A 22,848-nucleotide genomic window follows, 5' to 3' on the forward strand; every position below is an offset into this window, starting at 1 on the left:
CGTCCGGCGCGACGCCGGCACCGACCGCAAAATGGTATACCAAATGCCCCGTACCGGCGCTTCGAGGAGACCGTCACAGCGACGCCGGAGCGAGGATCACCGCCCACGCCAGCAGCGGGGCACCGGTGATGACCAGCGCGGTGTACCCGAACATCCGGCGCTGGAAGCGCTGTTTGTCCTCGACCCGGGCCTGGGCGAGGACGATGACGCCGTTGGTGGAGTACGGACTGACGTCGACGACCGTGGAGCAGAAGGCGAGCGCGAGGACGAAGGCGGCGGCACTGAGCCCGCCGCCCGCCTCAAGGAGCGGGAAGGCGACCGGGAGCGCGATGCCGAGGGTGCCGATGGAGGAGCCGAAGGCGGAGACCACGGCGACGACGAGGCAGAGCAGCAGCGCCGCGAGGAGCGGGGAGCCGAGCGCGGCGGCGCCGTCGCCGAGCAGGTCGAGGGTCTTGTTCTGCTCCAGGACCGCCATGTACGTCAGCATGCCGGACACCAGGAGGACGGCGGACCAGCCGATGTCGTCGGCCGCGTCCTTGTGCCCTGTGGGCCGCAGCAGCATCAGGGCCGCGGCGATCACGAGCGCGCACACACCGACGTCGAGGCCGAACGCCGCCGAGCCGACGATCAGGCCGAGCATCCCGGTGAGGGTGAGGACCCGGATCGGCGTGGCCCGGACGGCCGTCGCCGCGGGCGCCGTGGTGCGCACGGCGGTCGCGGTGCCGCCGCTCCCGCCGGGCTCGGGCGGCGCGGCCGGACCGGGCAGCTCCACCCGGTCCTCCTCCGGAGTCCCGGTGCCGCGCAGCAGGTCCCGGCCGAGTACGAGGAACAGCACACCGGCCAGCAGGACGTTCAGCGCGAACGGCACGACGAACAGGAGCAGCGGACTCAGCCCGATGTCGGCCTTGTCCGCCATGTCCGTGGTGAACGCCCCGTACACCGTGATCGGGGAGAACGCACAGCTCAGCGCGCCGTGGCTGAGCATCATGCCCATGAGCAGGGGGCGGATGCGGTAGCGGGCGGCGATGGGCATGGCGATCGGCGCGAGCATGGCGACGGCGAGCACGGAGCCGAGGGCCATCAGCACGCCGGCGAGGAGGAACATCAGCCACACGATGGCCCACCGGCGGCCCCGCACCGCACGCAGCGCGAGGGCGACGACGAGGTCGATGGTGCCGTTCACGCGGGCGACGCCGAACAGCAGGGTGATGCCGACGAGCAGGATGACGGTGTCGCCGGGGAACGCGCCGAAGATGTCGTCGAGGCCGATACCGGAAGCCGCTCCGACGAGGAACGCGGCGACGAACGCGAGGATCCCCATGTTGATCGGGGTGAGGGTGGCGACCGCGAAGAGCGCCACCAGGGCAAGGAGGGAGAGCGCCTGGACCACGGGAACGGCCTTTCCAGGGGCGGAGGTTGACGAAGGGTCTGGCTTTTGGTGCGGGGAGGTTGACGAGAGGTGCGGCTCTTGACGCGCGGGGGGGTGAAGAAGGGTCTGGCTCTTGGTGTGCGGAGGTTGAAGAAGGGTCTGGCTGTTGGTGCGGTTCAGGCCGCGAGCGGTTCGGCGCGGGCCAGGCAGGCCCGGACCAGGGCGATGGCCTCGGCGAGCGCGGCTTCGTCGATGCCGGTGCGGACGCCGCGGGCGTGGAGGTGGGCCACGAGTTCCTCGGTCGCCAGGTTGCCGTGGGCGCCGGGGGCGAAGGGGCAGCCGCCGTAGCCGCCCGCCGCGGAGTCGAAGCGGGTGACTCCTGCGTCGAGGGCGGCGTCCACGGTGTCCAGGGCCTGGCCGTGGGCGTTGTGCAGGTGCAGGCCGAACCCGGTGTCGGGGAAGGCGTCCCGCACCGCGTTGAGTGAGCGCATGACATGTGCGGGTGCGGCGGTGCCGAGTGTGTCGGCGAGCCCCACTTCGGCGACTCCCATGGCCACGAACTCGCCGACCACGTACTGAAGTTGACCGGGCGACACCTCGCCATCGAAGGGACACACGAACGCCGTCGACACACCACCGGTGAAGACGACATCGGGGTGGTCGGCGGTGGCCCGCGCGACCGCGTCGGCGATCCCCGCCAGCGCCTCGGCGGTGTCACGTCCCGCGTTGGCGCGGCTGTGCCCCCGGCCCGCCGATGCCACCACGGTGATGTCCCGCGCCCCCGCCGCGAGCGCGCGGTGGACACCGCGCGCGTTCAGGGCGAGCACACGGTGCCGCACGGGGCCGTCGGACGGCAGGCCCGCGATCATCTCCTCTGCACCCGCCATCTGCGGCACACGGGCCGGGTTCACGACGGAGGCGACCTCCATCGAGCGCAGGCCCGCGGCGGCCAGCGCCTCGGCAACGGCGATCCGGTCGGATACGGGCACGAGCACCGGCTCGTCCTGGAGCCCGTCGCGCAGGACGACATCGGTGAGCAGCACCTCGGGGGACGTGGCCGCCATGTCAGATCACCTTCCGCTCGCGCAGCCCGGCGATCCGTGCCGCGTCGTACCCGAGCAGCGAGCCCAGGACCTCCTCGGTGTGCGCGCCAAGGGCGGGGCCCGCCCACCGTGTCTCCCCCGGCGCTCCGGGCAGTTTGGGTACGACGCCGGGGAAGCGGATCTCCTCCTCTTCGCCGTCGATGTCGACCTTGAGCGGGTTGAGCATGCCGCGCGCCGCGTAGTGCGGGTCGCGGGTGATGTCCTCGGCGTCGTACACGGGCCCGGCCGGAACCCCCGCCTCGCTCAGCTCGTCGACGGCCCGGGCGACGGTGCGCTGAGCGGTCCATTCCCTGATGGCGCCGTTGAGTTCGGGCTCGCGGGCGTCCCGGGCGGAGCCGTCGGCGAGCGCGGGGTCCGCGCCCAGGTCGGGGCGGCCGACGAGGGTCATCAGGCGGGCGAAGACGCCGCTGGCGTTGCCCGCGATCATGACGGTGCCGCCGTCCCGGGTCGGGTAGCTGCCGCTGGGGACGACGCCCGGCAGATTCCCCGCGGTGCGCTCGCGGACCGTGCCGTACGCGTCGTAGTCCGGGATCAGCGACTCCATCGCCATGAACACCGACTCGTACAGCGCGACGTCCGCCACCCGCGGCCCCTCGTGCCGCTGGCCGCGGGCTCGGCCGAGGAGCAGCATCAGGGCGCCGACCGCGCCGTACAGTCCCGCGAGGGTGTCGCCGACGGGGGCGGCGGGGCGGACCGGGTCGCGGTCCGGGTAGCCGGTGACGTGCCGCAGGCCGCCGAACGCCTCGGCCACGCCGCCGAATCCGGCCCGGTCGCGGTACGGGCCGGTCTGCCCGTACCCGGAGATCCGTACGACGACGAGGTCGGGGTTGGCGGTGGTTAGGGTGTCCGGGCCGAGCCCCCAGCGTTCGAGGGTGCCGGGGCGGAAGTTCTCGATGACGACGTCGCAGCGCGCGGCGATGTCGAGGGCGGTGGCCCGGCCCTCGTCGCTGCGCAGATCGAGGGTGAGGGAGCGCTTGTTGCGGGCCATGGTGCGGAACAGCATCGAGGTGTCGCCCCGGCTGCGCCGCCAGCCCCTCAACTCGTCGCCGCTTCCCGGGCGTTCGACCTTGATGACCTCGGCGCCGAAGTCGGCGAAGATCCGGGCGGCGAAGGGGGCCGCGATGAAATTGCCGAGTTCGAGGACCCGGATGCCGGACAGCGGCAGGGAATCGACGCCCGTGGCCGCGCGGTGCGCACTGGTGGTCTCGACCGTCACTCGTGAGTCCTTTCACGGAGCGGTTCTCATATATTGAGTATCGCTGCTCAATCTACGAGAAGCTGGCCCGGTGACCGTAAGGGCGCGGACCGGCGCGGGCAAGGGGCCGCGCAACAAGTCCCTCGGGAACGTACGTGGTTGAGGGCGGCCTCAGCGCGTGGCGAGGGCCCGCTCGATGCGCGTCGCGGCGGCCACGACGCGCGGGCCGTACAGCCTCCCGGGGCCCGCGTCGCCCACGCGCGCGACCGGTGCGGCGAGACACACGGCGGCGACGGCCTCGCCGTGCAGGAGGACGGGCGCGCTCACCGAGCAGAGCCCCGGGGTGCGCCCCGACACGCTCTCGTACCAGTCACCGGCGACGCCGCCTTCGAGGGCTTCCGCCGCCGAACCCCCGTCGGCCAGCGGCAGCCGGGTGCCCGCGGGCAAGGTGGCGCGCAGCTCCGCCCGCGAGTCGAGGGTGAGCAGACAGAGCCGGTCCTCACCACGGCGCACCCACACCTGGGCCGTCTCCCCGGTCTCGCCGCGCAGCTCCTCGAGGACCGGCTCGGCAGCGCCGGACAGCGCGGACACCGCGAACCGCTCCCCGGGGTGCAGGTGCCCCTCGCCGTCGCGCCGCAGCAGCCCGTGCCGGACCATCGCCCCGGTGAGCCGGTGGGCGGTCGGAACCGACAGGCCGAGGTGCCGGGCCAGTTCGCTCGCCCCCATGGGCGCACGCTCGACCGTGTCGAGTATCGCGATCACCCGGTCGAGCACACCGACCCCGGTGACCAGGGTCGCCGCCGCGTCCACCTGCCGTTCCGTCACGGACCGGACCTTAACCGGGCGCGGGTCAGAGGGCCATGCCGTAGACGATGGTGAAGACGGTGCCGAGCGAGCCGATGATGAACACGCCGGTCAGTCCGGCGACGATCAGCCCCTTGCCCTGCTCGGCGCTGAAGGTGTCGCGCAGCGCGGTGGCGCCGATGCGCTGCTTGGCGGCGCCCCAGATGGCGAGGGCGAGGCAGATCAGGATCGCCACCGCCATGACGACCTGCACCATGGTGCGGGCCTCACCCCCCAGGGAACCGAACGGACCCCAGTCGGGGGCGATACCGCCGATGATCGTGGTGATGTCGCCCTTCTCGGCCGCGAACAACATGACGTGTCCTCCCCGCAGTTGATGAAGTCCACCGTAGCGGGCCGCTCACTCCGGCCCGCCCGACCGGGCCCCTGCCCGTCGTGCCGCGCGGGCGTCGCGTCGAGGCCGGGAGGCTCCTCGTCCCTGCTGCGCCGCGCGGCGAGGAGGGCTGCCGCGCTCAGGGCCGACATCCCCAAGGCAGCCAGCCGCGCGCACCCATCTCTCATGATGACCGGGGCCCGAGTACTTCGAATGGGAAATCCGCCCAGGTCAGCGGCAGCTCACGCGGCACCGTCGAGGACCTCCCGCAGTCGATGCGCGAACTCGTCGGGCTTCCCCGGGTATCCGAACTCCCCGTCGCAGAAGCCGCCGTGGTGGCTCGGGAATAGGGCCACCTGCTGCCCGAGCAGTTCGGCGGTCGCGACAGCAGTGCGCCCGGTCAGCAGGCCCACGGATTCCTCGCCCACGGCGATCACGACACGGGTCGGCGCGGCGGCGATCGCGGCGGCGTCCGGCCGGTAGCTGCTGACCGCCCAGGCCCGGTCGGACAGCAACGGGTCGTCACGTGAGCCGTCGTCCTCCGTGGGCAGCCCGAACGCGGCGGGATCAGCCTCCGGCTGTGTGAAGTACGCGTCGGTGAACTCTCCCTCCCACGAGGTCATGCTCACGAACGCGGCCATCCCGGCTCCCCAGCCGCGCTTCTCGTAGGCGTCCCGGACTCCTGCCCGCGCCCGCACGGCCGCGGGGCCGTCCGGGGTGAGGGTGATGAGCGGCGGCTCGTGCGCGACCAGGGTGGTCACGTCCTCGGGATACTTCGCCACGACCGCGAGCGCGGTGATCGCCCCGCCACTACTGGCGAACATCTCGACCGGCCCCGCCGCGAGCGCCTCGACGACGGCGTGTACGTCGCCGGCCTGGACCTCCGGCGCCTGGTCGACCCGCCCGTCCTTGCGAGTGCTTCGACCAAGCCCGCGCGGGTCATAGGTGACAACGGTCCGCTCGGAGAAGCGCGCAGCGAGCGCGGCGAAGCCCGTGGCGTCCATGGGCTGCCCGATCATGAGCAACGGCGGGCGCCCATCCGCGGTCGGCAACGGCCCGCGAACGTCATAGACGAGGTCTGCGTCGGGTGTCGTGAGCGTGTGAGTCTTCATACCTGTGCAGACCGGCCCGGTCCCGCAAACTCATCGGCGCGGCAGGCACAGCCGGTCGGCCACGCCGGGGCGGCCTGGTTGACTGATTGTTTCGACTCCGTCAAACCGCGTGTGAGCTGGGGGTTTCCGAGGTTAGCGTCAGGCTCATGACACAGACGACCACCACAGCGGCCCCACCCGCTCACCCCCTCCGACAGCTCCTCGCCGCCTCCGTCGGCAACGCCGTCGAGTGGTACGACTGGTATGCGTACACCTTCCTGGCGACGTACATCGCCGACCAGGTCTTTCCGAAGAGTGCCGACAACTCGCTCGTTCCGCTGCTCGCCACCTTCGCGGTGTTCGCGGTCGGCTTCTTCATGCGGCCGGTGGGCGGGCTGTTGATGGGGGCGGTCGCCGACCGGCGTGGGCGGCGGACCGCGTTGACGGTGACCATTTTGTTGATGGGTGGCAGCAGTCTGCTGGTCGGGATCACGCCGACGTACGCGTCCGTGGGAGTGCTCGCGCCCGTCGTGCTGGTGCTCGCCCGGCTGCTTCAAGGGCTGTCCGTGGGCGGGGAGTTCGCGGCGTCGACGACGTTTCTCGTGGAGTCGGCGGGGCCGGGGCGGCGCGGTCTTTTCTCGTCGTTCCAGTATGTGTCCACGTCCATCGGGCAGTTGCTCGCGTCCGGTGTCGCCGCGGTGCTCGTGGCGACGCTCGCCGAGGGGCAGATGGACGGCTGGGGGTGGCGGGTGCCGTTCCTCGCGGGGGCGGTGCTCAGCCTCGTCGGGTTCTGGATCCGGCAGGGGGCGCAGGAGACGCGCAGCGAGGGCCATGAACGGCCGGGGCTCTTCGACGCGCTGCGCCAGTACCCGCGGCAGTCGCTGCTGATCTGCGGCATCACGGCCGGCGGCACCCTTGCGTACTACACGTGGACCTCGTACCTGCCGACGTACGCGGAGCTGAACACCGGCATCGACAAGTCGCAGGCGCTGACCGCGGGCACGATCTCGCTGGCGTTCTTCGCGCTGCTGCAGCCGGTCGGCGGGATGCTCTCGGACCGCTTCGGCCGCAAGCCGCTGCTGTTGTTCTTCGGGCTCGGGTTCGCGCTGCTGAGCGTGCCGCTGCTGCACTCGCTGACGGGTTCCTTCGCCTCGCTGCTGTTCGCGCAGTGCGCCGGCATGGTGCTGCTCACCGGCTTCACTTCGATCTCGGCGGCGGTCAACGCGGAGGTGTTCCCGGCGCGGGTACGGGCGGCCGGGATCGGCTTCCCCTACTCGCTGACGGTGGCGCTGTTCGGCGGCACGGCGCCGTACATGGGCACGCTCTTCAAGGACCTCGGACACAGCGGGCTCTTCCCCTGGTACGTGGCCGTGCTGTGCCTCGTGTCGTCGGTGGTGTACCTGCGGCTCCCGGAGAGCGCGCACCGGGAGCTCGACCGCTGAGCGCGGTTCAGCCGCCGGCTCCCTGTCCGGCGGCTGCCGGGCGCTCCCGGTCCTCCGGTACGGGCGCGGGGGCCTCGGCCGCGCGCATCATCACGCAGTCGAACTCGAGCACCCGGCCGGTGTTCTTCTCGCGGGTCACCGGATACATGCCGGTGACCTCGAAGCCGCGCTCCTCGTAGACGGCCAGGGCCTCTTCCATGCGCGGGCTGTCCTCGTAGAGCCGCAGGAGCGCGACCTCCGACTGCAGGCCCACGAAGTCGTCGGCGCGCTTCCCCGCCCCGGCGAAGACCTCCAGGTCGTAGCCCTGCGTGTCCATCTTGAGGTAGGGGCGCGGGTCCGGGATGCCGGCGAGGGCCTGGTCCATGAGGCCGTCGAGGCGGCACACCTGGATTTCCTCCGTGCGGCCCTTCGTGAATCGCTTGTACGCCGCGTTCCCGTAGTCGCTCGGGGAAAGCAGCGAGTTCATGGTGTTCCACTCGACGTGCATGGGCCGCAGTTCGTCCGAACGGCCGAGCCCGCACGGGAAGACATGCCAGTCCGGATCGTCGCCGGAACGCTCCCGCAGCTTCTCCAGGAAGCGCGGAACGGGCTCGAATGATACAATTCGGCCTTTGTATCCGGACTGCCTCAGCCGCTTTCCGTACTGTCCGACGTTCGCGCCCACGTCGAATACGCAGTTCACTCCGTAGTGGTCGAGCATCTCGGCGACGTGGCGGCTGCAGAGATAGTCGGACGCCGCCTTCTGGAAATCCCGCTCCGGCGCCCCCGACTTCCGCTGGTCCACCACGAGATGGACGCCGCCCCCGAGGTCGGTGCTGGTCCACGTGCCATGGCGCCGGTGCACAAGGACCGCCGCCCCGGGGGCCAGGTCGATGATCTGGGCCCCGGTCCGGGAGAGGCCGTTCAGCAGTGTCCGGTACAGAGAAGCCATGGCCGACACCGTCGCAGAGTTGACGCGGAACCCCGGCAGGGCCCGGCCCACGTCACTCAAAACAGTGACCCGGGGTACTCCGTGCGATATTCGTATCGCGATGTGACCATGGAGGTGCGTTCCCTTCGAAGGAAATAAACGCTGCTAGGTTACGAGCCCTCTCCTCGGAACTGGTCCGAGCGCACGGATTGACACACCTACATGACCCCCGTAAAAGTCACGGTTATCATTCCGACCCACAACACCGGCGAAGACCTGATGGTGGGCCTCACCGCACTGCGGAAACAGTCCATGCCCCGCACGGACTTCGAAGTTCTCTACGTCGACGACGGTTCGACCGACGACACCGTCGCGTTCCTGCAGAGGGAATTGGCGGACGAGAAGAACATGCACGTCGTCCCGATGAGCAACTCTGGCTGGCCCGGACGCCCCCGCAACACCGGCGTCGACCGCGCGCGCGGCGAGTACGTGCACTTCGTCGACGACGACGACTGGCTCGCGCCCGAGGCGCTGGAGCGGCTCTACGCGTGCGCCAAGGACACCGACGCGGACATCGTGATCGGGCGCATGGCGGGACACGGTCGCGGCGCCCCGCGGGCCCCGTTCGCCAGGCCGCTGGAGCGGGGTTCCGTGCGCGAGAACCCGGTGCTGCTGGGCAGCATGACCGTCCACAAGCTGTTCCGCCGCCAGTTCCTCCTCGACCACGACCTGCGCTTCGAGGAGGGCCGGGTCCGGCTCGAGGACCATCTGTTCACGCTGCGTGCCTATCTGCTGGCCAAGCAGGTCAGCACCGTGCCCGACTACACGACCTACCACTGGGTGCGGCACCGCAACGGCAAGCACAACATCAGCTACACCCCCATCGAGCCCGCTCCCTACATCGGCTCGGTGCGGCGCATCATCGCGCTGCTGCACGCCCCGGACACCCGGGTGTCGGACGACGAGCTGCGGCACCGGTTCACCGCCAACTGGTACGGCAGCAAGGCGCTGAAGCGGCTGACCGGCAAGGGCTTCCTCGGGCAGGACGAGGAGCGGCGCGCGGCCTGGCGGCAGGAGGTCATCGATCTCGCCGCCGAGCTGCCGAACGCCGTGGACCGCCATCTGCCGGAGCGCCTTCGCGTGCTCTCCCGCCTGTGCCGTTCCGGCGATCACGAGGGCATCCAGGCCTACACCCGGTTCGAGAGCGGGGTCGGGCACCGCCCGCACGTCGAGCGGGCGGACTGGCGCGACGGGGCGCTGCATGTGCGGACGCGCACGTCGCTGGTGCGGACCGATCCGGAGACGGGCGAGAGCAGCCCGCTGCTGTTCCGCCGCACGGTGGACACGGCGCCGTCCGGCAAGAAGCGGGTGCGCTGGACGTGGCAGCCGCCCGCTCCCCTGGACGGTCTGGGCGGGCTCGACCCCGCGCTCGACTTCACGCAGCCACTCAAGAAGGCCAAGGCGCAGGGCCTCGTGCACCACAAGGCAGGCGGCACCCAGCTCGTCGTGACGACCGGGACGTCCACGCTGCGGCCCACACCGCACGAGGCGGACCCCGAGTTGTGGGAGATGCACTGGACGACGGAGTGCACCATCGACCCCACCGGCGTCGACGAGATCTCCGGCCCCCTCGACCCCGGCGTCTGGCACGTGTGTCTGCGCCTGAACGTGGGCGGCTGGCTCAGTTCACCGCGCCTGTCGGGGGTGGAGGTCTCCGTGCCGGGCGCGGAGAAGCCCGCGGCGGCCGAGCGGAAGCGGACCGCGACCGCCCCCAAGCACCCCCTGCACGGTGTCGCGAAGGCGGCGGTGCCGGTGCTGCGCCGGGTGCTCCCCGCCGCCGCATACGTGGCGCTGCGCGACGGGTACCGGCGCCTCACCTCGCTCGGCCGACGGCCGGCTCCGGTCTCGGCTGCGCTGGAGGAACTGCGGCGCGCCAGGCGGGCGCAGGCGCAGGCTCACGCTCAGGCGCTCAGCGTTTCCAGTAGCCGCAGAACATGATGCGGTCCTTCGGCACACCCTGAGCCACCCAGTGCCGGCGCACTCCGGTGGCGAGACCCGACTCCCCGACCGCCCAGCCGTACAACGGGCCGTCGGGGAGCGCCAGTTGACGGGCTCTTTCCAGTGCGGCCGCGCCGGGCACGGACGTGGCCGCCCTGTCGCCCCGGTCGACCCACACGACCTCGACGCCGGGCGGCGCCGTGAGTTTCCGGCGGTCCTCGGGCGTCGGCACTTCCGCGAGGGCCCAGCCCGTGGTGTCGGCGGGCAGTGAGGCGAGGACTCCGGCGAGCGCGGGCAGGCCCGACTCGTCGGCGGCGAGGGCCACGCGGCGGACGCCCTCGGGGAGGTTGAAGCCGGTCCCCTCGTCGAAGAGGACGACGGGGTCGCCGGGCTCGCAGTGGCGCGCCCAGGTCGCGGCGGGTCCGGCCGCACCCTCGTCGCCGTGCCCGTGGAGCACGAAGTCGACGTCCAGTTCCGGCCCTTGGGATCCTTCGGCACGGTGGGCGCTGACCGTGTAGTTGCGCAGGACGGGGCGGCTCTCCTTGGACCCGCCGAGGAGTTTCAGATAGCTGGCCGTGGTCAGCCGGTCCGGGACCCGGCCGAGCGAGGCGTCCGCGTCGGGCCCCGTCGGGAGGAAGAGGCGGAACCACTGGTCGTAGCCCATCGGCCGGAAGTCCGCGATGTCGCCGCCGCCGAGGGTGACCCGGACGAAGTGCGGCGAGATCTGTTCGCCGCGCAGGACGCGCAGGCGCAGGGGGCGTGCCGCATCGGGCTTGACGCGGGTGGCGGTGAGGTTGCCGCGCTGCATGGCGCCTCCGTTCAGCGGTGCGCGCGGGCGGCCGCGACGTCGAGGAGTTCCTGGATGCGGTGGCCCACCTCGTGGGGGCCGACCGCGGGAGCGTGGAAGGCGATGCGGACGTCCTCGTGTTCCAGGGCGGCGCGTTCTAGGCGCAGGACGAGGCCCTTGCGGTCGAGGCGTACGGGCCGGATGTCCGCCACGTCCGACAGGTCCAGGTCCCCGGCCAGCTCGACGAGTTGGACGAGCAGGTCGGCGTGGCCCGTGTCCAGGTGCGAGAGCAGTTCCGCCTCGACCTTGGCCAGCGGGTCGGGCGCCGCCGCCGCGAGTTCCGTCATGTCGAGCACGCGCACCGCGTCGTCCTCGGCGAACGCGGCCCGCGCCGGGCGGAACACCAGGGTGTCGGGGCCCGCGTTCCCGAGGCGTCCGCTGAAGGCGAGGCGGGCGCGCACCCGGTCGCGTACGACGACGGGGGCCACGTCGGTGAACTCCGCGTACGCGGCGAGGCCCGAGTGCGGCGCCGTGCCGAGCGCCTCGGTCAGCCGATCGTCGGCGGGGTCGAGCAGGACCAGCCGGGACGCGGCGTCCACGGCGTAGAGGCCCACGCAGTCGAGCCGCAGCCGGGCCTCGGTCGCGGTGGTCAGGGTCAGGGTCAAGGTGTCGGCCGCGGCGAGGATCGTCCGCGCCCGCTCGGCGGGGGTGAGCTCCTGGTGCGCCACTGGGTTGACCATCTCCACTCCAAACTTAGGTAAGGCTCACCTTACTCATGCGTGGGATGTGGTGTCACCCCCGGGGCCCTCCTCCGTCACTCACCGGTCCCCCGCCTCACGAGAGTGATGCGCCCGAGCCGCACCCCGCCGCCGATCCGAACCCGCAGCTCGCACACCCCCACCGCCTCGAAGGCGGCGTCCACGGTGACGTACGCGTACGGGCCGCCGGTCGCCGCCACCTCGACGCGGCACCCGTCCCCCACCTCCACGACCCCCTCGCCCGCGACGTCGAGCCGGACCGCCGAGACACCGTCGGCGCCGAAGTCGCAGTCACGGTAGAGGAGTTCACCCTCCCCCGTCACCGCGTCCCCGTGTGTCTTCGCGCGGTCGACGATCTCGATGCGGTCGCTCCCCTCGTCGTACGTCGCCGGGTCGATGCCATCGGCGAGGACGGGGCGCGGCACCGGCTTCTCGCCGGCCAGGTGCAGGGTCTCCGTGAGGCGGATGTCCTCACTGGAGGCGCCGACGAGCAGCTGGTAGAGCCCGCCCATGACGCCCCATCGGCCACGCGCGACGTCCCAGTGGCCGAACTCGGCGACCGGGACACGGAAGGTGACCCGCTCCGAAGCCCCGGCCCCGAGGGTGATGCGGCGATATCCGGCGAGCTGTCGGCGCGGGCGCGGCACGGCGGTGTCCACGGCGCGCAGATACAGCTGCGGCACCTCGTCGGCCGTGCGCGCCCCGGTGTTGGTGACGGTGAAGGTGACCTCGACCGTGTCGTCGTCCGGGCGCGCCACGAACAGCGCGTCGTAGGTGAACCGCGCGTAGGACAGGCCGTGTCCGAACGGGTAGAGCGGGGCGCCCTCGAAGTAGAGGTACGTCTGGCGCGAGCCGATGATGTCGTAGTCCAGGAGGTCGGGCAGGTCGGTATCGGCCGCGTACCAGGTCTGCGGGAGCCGTCCCGCCGGGCTCACGTCTCCTGCGAGGACGCGGGCGAGCGCGCGGCCCGCGGCCTGGCCGCCGTGCGCGGTCCACAGCAGGGCGGGCAGTTCGGCATCCGCATCGGGGACGGCGTACGGGTACGAGGAGACCAGGACGAGGGCCGTGCGCGGGTTGGCGGCGCGGGCCGTACGCCACAACTCGACCTGCTGCGGCGGAAGTTCGAGGGTCGTGCGGTCCTCGGTCTCGCGGCCGTTGATGTGCGGGTCGTTGCCGGCGAAGACCAGCACCACGTCCGCTTCGGCGGCGGCCCCTGCGACGACGTCGGTGCCGCGCTCCACGACGTCGATCTCGAAAACCGTGCCCTGGTCGGCAACCTTCAGGCCTTCGGCGGCGACCGACACGTACCGACCCGTTCCGGCGTGCTTGAGGAGGTGTCCGCTCCCGTGCGGTTCGAGCGTGAACGTCTCCTGGACGACCCAGCCGCCGGGCGCCTGGGCGGAGGCCCGGACGAGGCCGTCGTCGGCGACGGAGAGGTAGCGGCCGTCCGGCGCGCGGAGCGTGCGGACGCCGGATCCCCAGTCGGCCAGGGCGAGTTCGGTGCCGTCGGCGGACGGCGAGGCGTACAGCGGGGGCAGGTCGGTGCGGCCCGCGATCAGCGCGGGGTCGAGGGCTATCGCTTCCCGGTCGTCCGCCGTGTCCGCGTGCTCGGGCACGCACACCCACCCCTGTGCGCACCGCAGCCGCACCCGGTCGACCCCCTCCGCGTACGTGACACGCTCCGCACCGAACCGCTCCCGCAGCCCGTCGAGGGGTGTCGAGCGGCGGATGGGGGTGCCGCTGTACCAGTCCGTCTTGCACTCGTCCGCGAGCGGGCCGACGACCGCGATCCGGGTGTCCGCGCCGAGCGGCAGCAGGCCGTCGTTCTTGAGCAGCACGATCGCCTGCTCGGCGGCCTCCTGGGCGAGCGCGCGATGGGCGTCGGTGTCGAACTCCCAAGCCCCGTCGAAGGGTTCGGTGTCCGCGAACTCGCCGAGCCGGGCCCGCACCTCCAGCTGCCTGCGCACGGCCGCGTCGATGTCGGCCTCGGAGATCAGCCCCTGGTCGTAGGCGCGTCGCAGCCGTCCGACGGTGATCGAGGAGTCGGTGCCGTGGTCGGTGAAGCTGTCGACGCCCGCGAGCAGGGCGGCGGCGACGGCCTCCTCATGGGTGTCGAAGCAGTGCTCGGAGTCGACGAGGTTGCTGGGCGCGCCCGCGTCGGAGCAGACGAGCAGCTCCTGGCCGGTCCAGGTGCGCAACTGCTCGCGCAGGTACGGCGATACGTGGTTGGGGCGGCCGTTGACGAGGTTGTAGGCGGGCATGACACCGGCCACGGCGCCCGCCTCGACGGGCCGCCGGAACGCACGGAGGTCGTACTCGTGCAGCACCCGCGGGCGCACGGAGGCGTTGGAGGTGTCGCGGTCCGTCTCGTTGTTGTGGGCGAGCCAGTGCTTGAGGACGGGGGCCGTGCGCCAGTACTCGGGGTGGTCGCCGCGCAGGCCGCGGGTGTACGCCGCGGCGATGGCGGCGGTGAGGTGCGGGTCCTCGGCGTACCCCTCCTCGTTCCTGCCCCACAGCGGGTTGCGCAGCAGGTTCACCACGGGCGACCAGACGTTGAGGCCGACCCGGTCGTCGCGCTCCCGCATGGCGCGCGCCTCGGACGAGACGGCGGCGCCGATCCGGTGCAGCAGCCGGTCGTTCCAGGTGGCGCCGAGGCCGACCGCCTGCGGGAAGACGGTGGCCTCCCCCATCCACGCGACGCCGTGCAGCGCCTCCTGGCCGGTGCGGAACGCGGCGAGGTCGAGGCGCGGGACGCCGGGCGTGAACTGGTGCAGGAGCGCGAGGCGTTCGTCGAGCGTGAGGCGGTCGAGGAGCTCGTCGACGCGCTTGCCGTCGGGGGCGGCGGAGCCGGGGCGGAGCGGAGATCTTTCGGTCACGTGCGCGTCCCTTGGCCGGAGGAGAAGTCGGAGGGGGCGGAGCCTGTTCGAAGCGCTTCGATGCTCGGTACTGCGGTGACCAGGTGTCAAGTACGCAGCGTGAAAAGCGCGTTCAGGAATGTGACGCACGCGTCTTGTGGCCATGGGAGCGCTCCCTTAATGTCACGGCAACATCGAAGCGCTTCGACATCTGCGCGACGCGTAATCCCCCGAAGGGTTGCTCCCATGACGCCGAACTCCCCCTCCACCGGCCCCGGTCGCAGAAGCTTCCTCGCCTCCACCGCGGTCGCCGCCGCTGCCGTGGCCGGCGGCGTGCCCCTGCTCACCGCGTGCGGGGGCGCCGCCGAGACGGGCGAGGGGACGACCTCCGGGAAGTCGGCGAAGAAGCTCCTTCCGACGTACGCGGCCCGCGCCATCGGCACGCCCGACATCGCGTCGAAGAACGGCTCCTGCGTGGGCTTCACCGGCAAGGTGGACCTCGCGAAGCTGGAGACGTCCGTGCCGAAGAAGCTCGGCACCGGGGCCAAGGTGAAGATCATGGCTCCGTTCTGGGGGCCGCCGCCGAAGGCCGACTGCGAGTACTACACCGCGCTCAACGAGGCCTCCGGGGTGCGGGTCGGCTGGCAGAACCAGGACGGCAACACCTACGGCGAGAAGATCGGCGCCGTGCTGGCCTCCAGCTCACTGCCCGACGTGCTGATCGTGCCCGGCTGGGAGCTGTCGGGGAAGATCCCCGCCGCGCTCGTCGCGAAGATGATGGACCTCGGCCCGTATCTGGCCGGCAGCAAGGTGCGCGACTACCCGAACCTCGCGGCGATCCCGGCGGACGCCTGGCGGCGCGGCATCTTCGGCGGCAAGCTGCGCGGCATCCCGTACCCGTACGCGTACATCCCGAACATCGCGCCCTTCTACCGCAAGGACCTCTTCGACAAGAAGGGCTGGGAGCCGCCGAAGTCGGCGCAGGAGTTCTTCGACCTCGCCAAGGAGATGACAGCCAAGAAGGCGGGGGTGTACGGCTGCGACGACATGAAGTGGTCGGCCTTCAACTTCTTCGGCTCGCTCGGCGGCAGCGAGAAGGCGCTCGGCTGGAAGCTGGAGGGAAAGAAGCTCGTCAAGCGCCTGGAGACCGACGAGTACCTGGAAGCGCTGGAGTGGACCCGCAAGCTGTACGCGGCCGGGGTCGTGCACCCCGAGGCCAAGGCGCAGACCGGCGACGGGGCGCTCCGCTTCACCAGCGGCAAGGTCATGATGTACAACGCCGACATCACCGCCTGGTACGGCAAGAGCGCGGAGATGCGCGGCAGCAAGGCGTTCCCCGATTTCGAGATGGCCGCGATGGACATCTTCGGGCACGACGGCGGCGACCCGAAGCTGTTCGCGGGCACCCCGGCCAACGTGTGGGCGTTCGTCCGCAAGAACGCGCCCAAGGAGACCGTGAAGAACGCGCTGGCCGCCGCCAACTACGCGGCCGCGCCGGTGGGCACCAAGGAGCACATGCTCGCCTACTACGGCGAGGAGGGCACCCACTTCACGGTCGAGGACGGCGTCCCGACCAAGACCAAGAAGGGCAACGCGCAGGCCCTCAACACCTGGCAGATGCTGTCGGGCCCGGCCCCCTTCTTCGCCTACCCGGACCTGCCCGAGGTCACGACGGCGATGTGCGAGTGGCAGCAGCGGATGGGCGCGTTCGTCACCAAGTCGCCGTTCTACGGCATGACGATCGTCGAGCCGTCCCGGTACGCCACCCTTGAGGACAAGTTCGAGCAGCTGGAGGACGACTACGTCCGCGGAAACAAGTCACTCGGCGACGTCCAGCAGGCGATCAGCGACTGGAAGTCGCGCGGCGGCGACAAGCTCCGCGACTGGTACAAGAAGCTCCTCGACGAGAACGGCGCCGCCTGATGGCGCTGCAGACCGAGCGCCCGCCCCGCACCGCCCCCGCCGACGGGGCGGACCGGGGCCGCGCGCGCCGCCGCGCCAAGGGCGGGACCCGCCCGGCGGACGGCACCACCTGGCGGACCAGGCTGCGCCGCGACCGGACGCTCGTCCTCATGACCGTGCCGGTCATCGCCCTGCTGCTGGTCTTCAACTACGCGCCGCTGCTCGGCAACGTCGTCGCGTTCCAGGACTACAACCCGTACGTCTCCACCAACGGCGTCACGGCGATCCTGAACTCGCCGATGGTGGGGCTCGAACAGTTCCAGAAGATGGTCGAGGACTCCGACTTCTGGAACGCGCTGCAGAACACCCTCGTCCTCTTCGTCATCCAGCTGCTGCTGTTCTTCCCGGTGCCGATCGCGCTCGCGCTGCTCATCAACAGCGTGCTCAGGCCGCGGGTGCGGGCCCTGTCGCAGGCCATCCTCTATCTGCCGCACTTCTTCTCCTGGGTGCTCGTCGTCACCGTCTTCCAGCAGATGTTCGGCGGCGCCGGGCTCATCGCGCAGCTCCTCCAGGACCACGGCGTCGACGGCTTCGACCTGATGACGGACGCCGGGATCTTCAAGTACCTGCTCACCGCGCAGATGGTCTGGAAGGACGCCGGCTGGGGCATCATCGTCTTCCTCGCGGCCCTCGCCTCCGTCAGCCCCGAGCTGTACGAGGCGGCGGCGATGGACGGCGCGAACCGCTGGCGCCGCATGTGGCACGTCACGCTGCCCGCGCTGCGCCCGGTGATCGCGCTGCTGCTCGTCCTGCGCGTCGGCGACGCGCTCACCGTCGGCTTCGAACAGATCCTGCTGCAGCGCAGGGCGGTGGGCGCGGGCGCCTCCGAAGTGCTCGACACGTATGTGTGGAGCACCGGCATCCAGCACGGCGACTTCAGCTACGCGGCGGCGGTGGGCCTGGTGAAGGGCGTGGTCGGGATCTGTCTGGTCCTGGCGGCCAACAAGTTCGCCCATCTCCTCGGCGAGCAGGGGGTCTACAAGAAGTGAAGGTGGACGAGACATGAGCGTCACCGTCGAACGCCCGCGCCCGAGCGCGCGGTGGCAGGCGCCCGAGCGCCCGGTGTGGGAGGAGCCGCCGACCAGGGCGGGCCTCGGCGCCAAGGGCCTGATCCTCGCCGTGTGCTGCGTCGCCGTACTGGGGCCGCTGTGGGTGGTGGTCGTCACGAGCCTGTCGCCGCGGCACGTCATCGACTCGGCGGGCGGCCTGGTGCTGTGGCCCGAGGCGATCACCTTCGTCAACTACCAGGAGCTGCTCGGCGGCGGCCAGGTCAGCCGGGCCATGCTGGTCTCGCTCGGGGTGACCGGCGTCGGCACGGTCTTCTCGATGGGGGTGTCGGTCCTCGCCGCGTACGGACTGTCCCGGCCGGGCTCGTTCGCGCACCGGGCGCTGCTGATGGCGCTGATGACGACGATGTTCTTCAGCGCGGGGCTCATCCCGACGTATCTGCTGGTGCAGACGCTCGGTCTGACCGACAGCTATCTGGCGCTGATCCTGCCGAGCGCGGTGAGCGTGTTCAACATCCTGGTGCTGCGCGGGTTCTTCATGAACATCTCGCAGGAGCTGACGGACAGCGCCCGCATCGACGGGGCCGGCGACCTGCGGATCCTGTGGACGATCGTGCTGCCGCTGTCCCGCGCGGTCGTCGCCGTCATCTCGCTGTTCTACGCCGTCGCGTACTGGAGCGCCTGGTTCAACGCGATGATCTACATCGACGATCCGGCGAAGCTGCCGCTGCAGAACGTGCTGATGCAGCTCGTGCAGAAGAACTCGGCGCTGCCGACGGGCCTGAGCCAGGCGGTCAACGCGGGTGAACTCTCCGCGCTCGGGCTGCAGATGGCGATGATGGTGCTGGCCCTCGCGCCGGTCGCGGTCGCCTCCCCGTTCGTGCAGCGGCACTTCAAGAAGGGGATGCTCATCGGGGCGGTGAAGGGGTGAGCCGCGGCCGGGACCACGACCGGGGCTTCGTCCGTGACGGGCGGCTGCTGTTCGGCGGCGATTACAACCCTGAGCAGTGGCCCGAGGAGGTGTGGGCCGAGGACGTCCGGCTGATGAAGGCGGCCGGGGTCAACTCGGTCACGGTCGGCGTCTTCGCGTGGGCCAGGCTCGAACCGCGCCCCGGTGCCCGCGAGTTCGGCTGGCTCGACCGGCTCCTCGACCTGCTGCACGCGCACGGCATCGGCGTCGTCCTCGCCACCCCGACCGCGTCCCCGCCGCCCTGGCTGGGCCGCCTGCACCCGGACACGCTGCCGCGCGACGAGGACGGGCACACCGTGTGGTGGGGCTCGCGCCAGCACTTCGCCCACTCCTCCGCCACGTACCGCGGGCACGCTGCCGAGATCACCGAGGACCTGGCCGAGCGCTACGGCCGCCACCCGGCCCTGCGCATGTGGCACATCAACAACGAGTACTGCACCTTCGACCACGGCGAGGAGTCCGCGCGCGCCTTCCGCGACTGGCTGCACACGAAGTACGACACACTCGACGCGCTCAACACGGCCTGGGGTACGGCCTTTTGGGGCCAGCACCTGGAAACGTGGGAGGACGTGATCCCGCCGCGCCGCGCCCAATACCTGCGGGGCCCGGCGCAGCTCCTCGACTTCCGCCGCTTCACGTCCGACGCGCTCCTCGCCTGCTACGTCGCCGAGCGCGACCTCGTGCGCCGCCACACGCCCGACCACATCCCGGTGACGACCAACTTCATGCCCATGTGGACCGGGCAGGACGCGTGGGAGTGGGCGCGGCACGAGGACGTCGTGTCCGTCGACGTGTACCCGGATCCGCGCGACCCGCTGGCCGGGCAGTACAACGCGATGCTCGCCGACATGACACGCGGCCAGGCGGGCGGACGTCCGTGGATGCTGATGGAGCAGGCGGCGGGCGCCGTGAACTTCCGCCCGCTCAACTCCCCCAAGCCGCGCGGCCTGAACCGCCTCCTGTCGCTGCAGTCCGTGGCGCGCGGCGCCGACGCCGTCTGCTACTTCCAGTGGCGCCAGTCCCGGCAGGGCGCGGAGAAGTTCCACTCGGCGATGCTCGGGCACGCGGGCCCGGCGGGCCGGTCGTTCGCGGAGGTCGAGCGGATCGGCGCGGACCTCGCCCGGCTCGGCCCTGCGGTCGCCGGCACGCGCCTGACCGCCGAGGTCGCCGTGCTGCACGACTGGCACTCCTGGTGGGCCGGCAGCCAGGACGGCAGGCCGTCGGCGCACGTCTCGTACGAGGAGGTGGTGCGGGCCTGGCACCGGGCGCTGTGGGAGGCGCACCTCACGGCCGACTTCGCACACCCCGAACACGACCTGTCCGGCTACAAGTTGGTGGTCGTGCCGCAGCTGTATCTGCTGACGGACGCGGCGATCGACAACCTGGTGGCGTACGTGCGCGGCGGCGGGTCGCTGGTGTGCGGGTTCTTCACGGGGATCGCCGACGCGGACGACCGGGTGCGGCCCGGGGGCATGGACGCCCGGCTGCGCGAGCTGTTCGGCATCCGGGTGCTGCACGAATGGTGGCCGCTGGATCCCGCGGAGACCATTGACTGCGGCGATTTCACCGGCACGCTGTGGTCGGAGGAGCTGACCCCGGCGACCGACGCCGAGGTCACGGCCGCCTACCGCGGCGGCGAGCTCGACGGGCTGCCCGCCGCGCTGCGCCGCGGCCGCGCCCGCTACCTGTCCACACTCCCGCGGCCGGAGGACCTGCGCGCACTGCTCGCGGACGCGGCCCTCGAAGCGGGCGTACGGCCTCCACTGCCCGGCCTCCCCGCAGGTGTGGAGGCCGTACGTCGCGGGGAGCTGCTGTTCCTGCTCAACCACGGGCGACAGGAGGTGACGGTCCCGCTCGCGGACGGCGGGCGGGACCTGCTGACCGGGGCGCGGGCCGAGGGGTCGGTGACGCTGGGCCGGTTCGGCGTCGCCGTCCTGGATCCGGCGGCGCGGGGTGTGGGGTCCCGGTGATCCCCGAGCATCCGCACGGCACGTGGGAGACCGCGCCCGCCGGCCGCTGGGAGGACGGCTACCTGTGCGGCAACGGCCGGCACGGCGCGCTGGCCTTCGGCGATCCGCGCGACGACCGGGTCGTCGTCACCCATCACGGCCTGGTCCGCCCGGACGGCGGCCCGCAGCCGGGGCCGCCCGCGCTCGCCCACGAACTCGCCGCCCTCCAGGACCGGTTGCTCGCCGGTGACGTGACGGCGGCCGAGCGGTTCACGGACGGGCGGCCGCTGCGCTCGGTGCGCGCGTTCCACCCGGCGTTCCAGGTCCGCTTCGTGCGGGACGACGGCGTGGGGCACGGCTACCGGCGGGCCGTCGACTTCGCGACGGGGGTGGCCGAGGCGCGGTGCGGGGCCTGGCGTTCCCGGGTGTTCGTGTCGCGGGCGGACGACGTGGTCGTGCAGTACGTGACCGGCGCCGGACTCGTCGGCGAGGTGTCGCTCGACCCGCGGCTCAGCGGCGTCCCGGCCCGCCTCGGCATCGGCCGCGGCGTCGTCCTGGGCCCGCGCGGCGCCCGGCTCACACTGGCCTGCCGCTACCCGGACGACGGCCTCCGCTTCACCGGGGTGACGCTCGCCCTGGTGCGCGGCGGGGTCACCTCCGTGGGCGGAACGGGGCTGCGCGTCGAGGGCACGAGCGGGCTGCTGCTCCTCACGAGGGTGCGCAGGCACACTGGGGAGCTGGACACGGCGTCCGAAGCCGGCACGCTCGCCGACCTGGTCGACGCGGGCGGGTCCACCGACGCGACGTACGACACCCTCCTCGCCCGCCATGAGGCCCTGCACCGCCCCGCCTACGAACGGGTCACCTTCGAGCTCGACGCGCCGCGCCACCAACGCGGCCTGCCGGGCCGCGAGTTGCTGGAACGGCCGCAGAGCCCGGCCCTCCTGGAGCGGCTGTTCGCGGCCGGCCGCTACCACCTGCTCAGCTCCTCGGGCGCCCTGCCGCCCCGACTGACCGGGCTGTGGACCGGCGAGTGGGACACGGCCTGGTCGGGCGCGTTCACCACGGACGCGAACCTGAACCTCCAGACGGCGTCGGCGGTCGCCTGCGACCTGCCCGAGACAGTGAACGCCCAAGGAGCGCTCATCCAGGGGCAGTTGGCGCACTGGCGGGACAACGCGCGGATGATCTTCGGCGCCCGTGGCATCGTCGCCCCCGCGCACACCGATGGCGAGTCGGGGCACGCGTACCACTACCAGCGCGCCTACCCGATGCACCTGTGGACGGCGGGCGCCGACTGGCTGCTCACACCGCTGCTCGAACAGTCCGAGGCCACCGGCGAGCGGCCCGCCTGGCTCGCGGCCGCCGTCACCGAACTCGCCGTCTTCTACGAGGACTTCCTGACCCGGTCCGGGCCCGACGGGCGGATCGCGATCGTGCCCTCCTACTCCCCGGAGAACCGGCCCGCGAACGCGAGCTGGGGCACCGTCGACGCCACCATGGACATCGCGGCGGCCCGGCACGCGCTGCGCACCGCCGCCGCCTGGCACCCGGGCCCCGACGGCGACCGCTGGACAGCCCTGGCCGAGCGGCTCCCCGACTACCGGGTGGGCGAGGACGGGGCGCTGACCGAGTGGGCGTGGCCGGGCCTCGACGACACCTACGACCACCGGCACCTCAGCCACCTGTACCCGGTGTGGCCGCACCACGACATCACCCCGTACGACACCCCGGACCTGGCGAAGGCGGCGCGGCGGGCCCTTGAGCTGCGCGGCACAGAGAACGACTCCGCGCACGGGCACCTGCACCACGCCCTGATCGCGGCCCGACTGCGCGACGCGCCACGGGTGGCGGACTGCCTGCGCCACGTCCTGACCGGCGACTACTTCCACACCTCACTGATGAGCGCGCACTATCCGCGCCGCGACGTCTACAACGCGGACGCCGCGCACACCCTGCCCGCGCTGGTCACGGAGGCGCTCCTGCAGTCCACGCCCGAGCGCCTGGTACTGCTGCCCGCGCTGCCCGGCGAGTGGCGGCGGGGTGCGGTGCGGGGCCTGCGCACGCGGTTCGGGGCGCGGGTTGATCTGCGGTGGGGCGGCGGCCGGTGCACGGCGCGCATCCGGCCGGACCGGGACGCGGACCTGGAACTCAAGACCCCCGCCGACGACACCGGGCGACTGCGCCTGAAGTCCGGCGAGGACCACGAACTGACCGTGCGCACACGGTAGTTCGACCCACACCCCCACCAGGCACCACCGGACATGGAAAGGCA

17 protein-coding genes are annotated in these 22,848 nt (G+C 71.8%); 7 read left to right on the plus strand and 10 right to left on the minus strand.

The features are described from left to right. Nucleotides 1-73 precede the first annotated feature (73 nt). The 6 genes from ACFV9W_RS11430 to ACFV9W_RS11455 form a co-directional block, all read right to left on the minus strand. Complete coding sequence (locus tag ACFV9W_RS11430) at nucleotides 74-1,390, minus strand: SLC13 family permease (RefSeq protein ID WP_385758199.1); 1,317 nt, start codon at nucleotides 1,388-1,390, stop codon at nucleotides 74-76. A gap of 155 nt (nucleotides 1,391-1,545) precedes the next feature. Next, complete coding sequence (locus ACFV9W_RS11435) at nucleotides 1,546-2,433, minus strand: hydroxymethylglutaryl-CoA lyase (protein WP_385758201.1); 888 nt, start codon at nucleotides 2,431-2,433, stop codon at nucleotides 1,546-1,548. Nucleotide 2,434: 1 nt separating this feature from the next. Next, nucleotides 2,435-3,688 (minus strand): CaiB/BaiF CoA transferase family protein, encoded by a 1,254-nt coding sequence (locus ACFV9W_RS11440; RefSeq protein WP_385758204.1) that lies wholly within the window; start codon nucleotides 3,686-3,688, stop codon nucleotides 2,435-2,437. 150 nt (nucleotides 3,689-3,838) lie between these two features. Continuing rightward, nucleotides 3,839-4,492 (minus strand): IclR family transcriptional regulator, encoded by a 654-nt coding sequence (locus tag ACFV9W_RS11445; protein ID WP_385758207.1) that lies wholly within the window; start codon nucleotides 4,490-4,492, stop codon nucleotides 3,839-3,841. A gap of 25 nt (nucleotides 4,493-4,517) precedes the next feature. Beyond that, nucleotides 4,518-4,826, minus strand: a complete 309-nt coding sequence (locus ACFV9W_RS11450; protein ID WP_385758210.1) for a hypothetical protein — start codon at nucleotides 4,824-4,826, stop codon at nucleotides 4,518-4,520. A 260-nt stretch (nucleotides 4,827-5,086) separates the two neighbouring features. Continuing rightward, nucleotides 5,087-5,956, minus strand: a complete 870-nt coding sequence (locus ACFV9W_RS11455) for an alpha/beta fold hydrolase (protein ID WP_385758213.1) — start codon at nucleotides 5,954-5,956, stop codon at nucleotides 5,087-5,089. A 146-nt stretch (nucleotides 5,957-6,102) separates the two neighbouring features. Between ACFV9W_RS11455 and ACFV9W_RS11460 the strand changes: the two genes are divergently transcribed. Further along, a complete protein-coding gene (locus ACFV9W_RS11460) occupies nucleotides 6,103-7,377 on the plus strand; it encodes an MFS transporter (RefSeq protein WP_385758217.1) in 1,275 nt (424 codons plus the stop codon). Between the two features lie 7 nt (nucleotides 7,378-7,384). On the opposite strand, the gene ACFV9W_RS11465 is transcribed toward ACFV9W_RS11460, so the two are convergent. Next, entirely contained in the window at nucleotides 7,385-8,308 is a 924-nt protein-coding gene (locus ACFV9W_RS11465; protein WP_385758220.1) for an FkbM family methyltransferase, read from the minus strand. A 201-nt stretch (nucleotides 8,309-8,509) separates the two neighbouring features. On the opposite strand from ACFV9W_RS11465, the gene ACFV9W_RS11470 reads away from it, so the two are divergent. After that, complete coding sequence (locus tag ACFV9W_RS11470) at nucleotides 8,510-10,285, plus strand: glycosyltransferase family 2 protein (RefSeq protein ID WP_385758222.1); 1,776 nt, start codon at nucleotides 8,510-8,512, stop codon at nucleotides 10,283-10,285. Here ACFV9W_RS11470 and ACFV9W_RS11475 read toward each other — a convergent pair. The 3 genes from ACFV9W_RS11475 to ACFV9W_RS11485 form a co-directional block, all read right to left on the minus strand. Beyond that, complete coding sequence (locus ACFV9W_RS11475; RefSeq protein ID WP_385758225.1) at nucleotides 10,257-11,093, minus strand: siderophore-interacting protein; 837 nt, start codon at nucleotides 11,091-11,093, stop codon at nucleotides 10,257-10,259. The two genes, ACFV9W_RS11470 and ACFV9W_RS11475, sit on opposite strands and share 29 nt — an antisense overlap. Nucleotides 11,094-11,104: 11 nt before the next feature. Further along, nucleotides 11,105-11,812 (minus strand): DUF2470 domain-containing protein, encoded by a 708-nt coding sequence (locus ACFV9W_RS11480; protein WP_385758228.1) that lies wholly within the window; start codon nucleotides 11,810-11,812, stop codon nucleotides 11,105-11,107. Between the two features lie 74 nt (nucleotides 11,813-11,886). Then, a complete protein-coding gene (locus ACFV9W_RS11485) occupies nucleotides 11,887-14,706 on the minus strand; it encodes a glycoside hydrolase family 3 C-terminal domain-containing protein (protein ID WP_385758230.1) in 2,820 nt (939 codons plus the stop codon). 225 nt (nucleotides 14,707-14,931) lie between these two features. Between ACFV9W_RS11485 and ACFV9W_RS11490 the strand changes: the two genes are divergently transcribed. From ACFV9W_RS11490 to ACFV9W_RS11510, 5 genes are read left to right on the plus strand one after another with little or no spacing between them, the layout of a single operon-like run. Then, nucleotides 14,932-16,608, plus strand: coding sequence for an extracellular solute-binding protein (locus ACFV9W_RS11490; protein ID WP_385758233.1), 1,677 nt, complete (start codon nucleotides 14,932-14,934; stop codon nucleotides 16,606-16,608). Then, nucleotides 16,608-17,636 (plus strand): ABC transporter permease, encoded by a 1,029-nt coding sequence (locus ACFV9W_RS11495; protein WP_385758235.1) that lies wholly within the window; start codon nucleotides 16,608-16,610, stop codon nucleotides 17,634-17,636. Before ACFV9W_RS11490 ends, ACFV9W_RS11495 begins: the two co-directional genes overlap by 1 nt. A 13-nt stretch (nucleotides 17,637-17,649) precedes the next feature. Beyond that, the gene (locus ACFV9W_RS11500; RefSeq protein ID WP_385758238.1) at nucleotides 17,650-18,585 is read left to right on the plus strand and encodes a carbohydrate ABC transporter permease; all 936 of its coding nucleotides are present in this window, start codon (nucleotides 17,650-17,652) and stop codon (nucleotides 18,583-18,585) included. Then, nucleotides 18,582-20,594, plus strand: a complete 2,013-nt coding sequence (locus tag ACFV9W_RS11505; RefSeq protein WP_385758241.1) for a beta-galactosidase — start codon at nucleotides 18,582-18,584, stop codon at nucleotides 20,592-20,594. Before ACFV9W_RS11500 ends, ACFV9W_RS11505 begins: the two co-directional genes overlap by 4 nt. Further along, nucleotides 20,594-22,804, plus strand: a complete 2,211-nt coding sequence (locus ACFV9W_RS11510) for a glycoside hydrolase N-terminal domain-containing protein (RefSeq protein ID WP_385758680.1) — start codon at nucleotides 20,594-20,596, stop codon at nucleotides 22,802-22,804. Before ACFV9W_RS11505 ends, ACFV9W_RS11510 begins: the two co-directional genes overlap by 1 nt. Nucleotides 22,805-22,848 lie beyond the last annotated feature (44 nt).

It is taken from the genome of Streptomyces sp. NPDC059897 (assembly GCF_042730865.1).
Taxonomy (GTDB): domain Bacteria; phylum Actinomycetota; class Actinomycetes; order Streptomycetales; family Streptomycetaceae; genus Streptomyces.

Excerpts from the sequence above, each read along its gene's own strand:
- ACFV9W_RS11490 (WP_385758233.1), top strand. The coding sequence starts at position 14,932 with ATGACGCCGAACTCCCCCTCCACCGGCCCCGGTCGCAGAAGCTTCCTC.
- ACFV9W_RS11455 (WP_385758213.1), bottom strand. The coding sequence starts at position 5,956 with ATGAAGACTCACACGCTCACGACACCCGACGCAGACCTCGTCTATGAC.
- ACFV9W_RS11470 (WP_385758222.1), top strand. The coding sequence starts at position 8,510 with ATGACCCCCGTAAAAGTCACGGTTATCATTCCGACCCACAACACCGGC.
- ACFV9W_RS11460 (WP_385758217.1), top strand. The coding sequence starts at position 6,103 with ATGACACAGACGACCACCACAGCGGCCCCACCCGCTCACCCCCTCCGA.
- ACFV9W_RS11450 (WP_385758210.1), bottom strand. The coding sequence starts at position 4,826 with ATGTTGTTCGCGGCCGAGAAGGGCGACATCACCACGATCATCGGCGGT.
- ACFV9W_RS11495 (WP_385758235.1), top strand. The coding sequence starts at position 16,608 with ATGGCGCTGCAGACCGAGCGCCCGCCCCGCACCGCCCCCGCCGACGGG.
- ACFV9W_RS11435 (WP_385758201.1), bottom strand. The coding sequence starts at position 2,433 with ATGGCGGCCACGTCCCCCGAGGTGCTGCTCACCGATGTCGTCCTGCGC.
- ACFV9W_RS11500 (WP_385758238.1), top strand. The coding sequence starts at position 17,650 with ATGAGCGTCACCGTCGAACGCCCGCGCCCGAGCGCGCGGTGGCAGGCG.
- ACFV9W_RS11465 (WP_385758220.1), bottom strand. The coding sequence starts at position 8,308 with ATGGCTTCTCTGTACCGGACACTGCTGAACGGCCTCTCCCGGACCGGG.
- ACFV9W_RS11480 (WP_385758228.1), bottom strand. The coding sequence starts at position 11,812 with ATGGTCAACCCAGTGGCGCACCAGGAGCTCACCCCCGCCGAGCGGGCG.
- ACFV9W_RS11475 (WP_385758225.1), bottom strand. The coding sequence starts at position 11,093 with ATGCAGCGCGGCAACCTCACCGCCACCCGCGTCAAGCCCGATGCGGCA.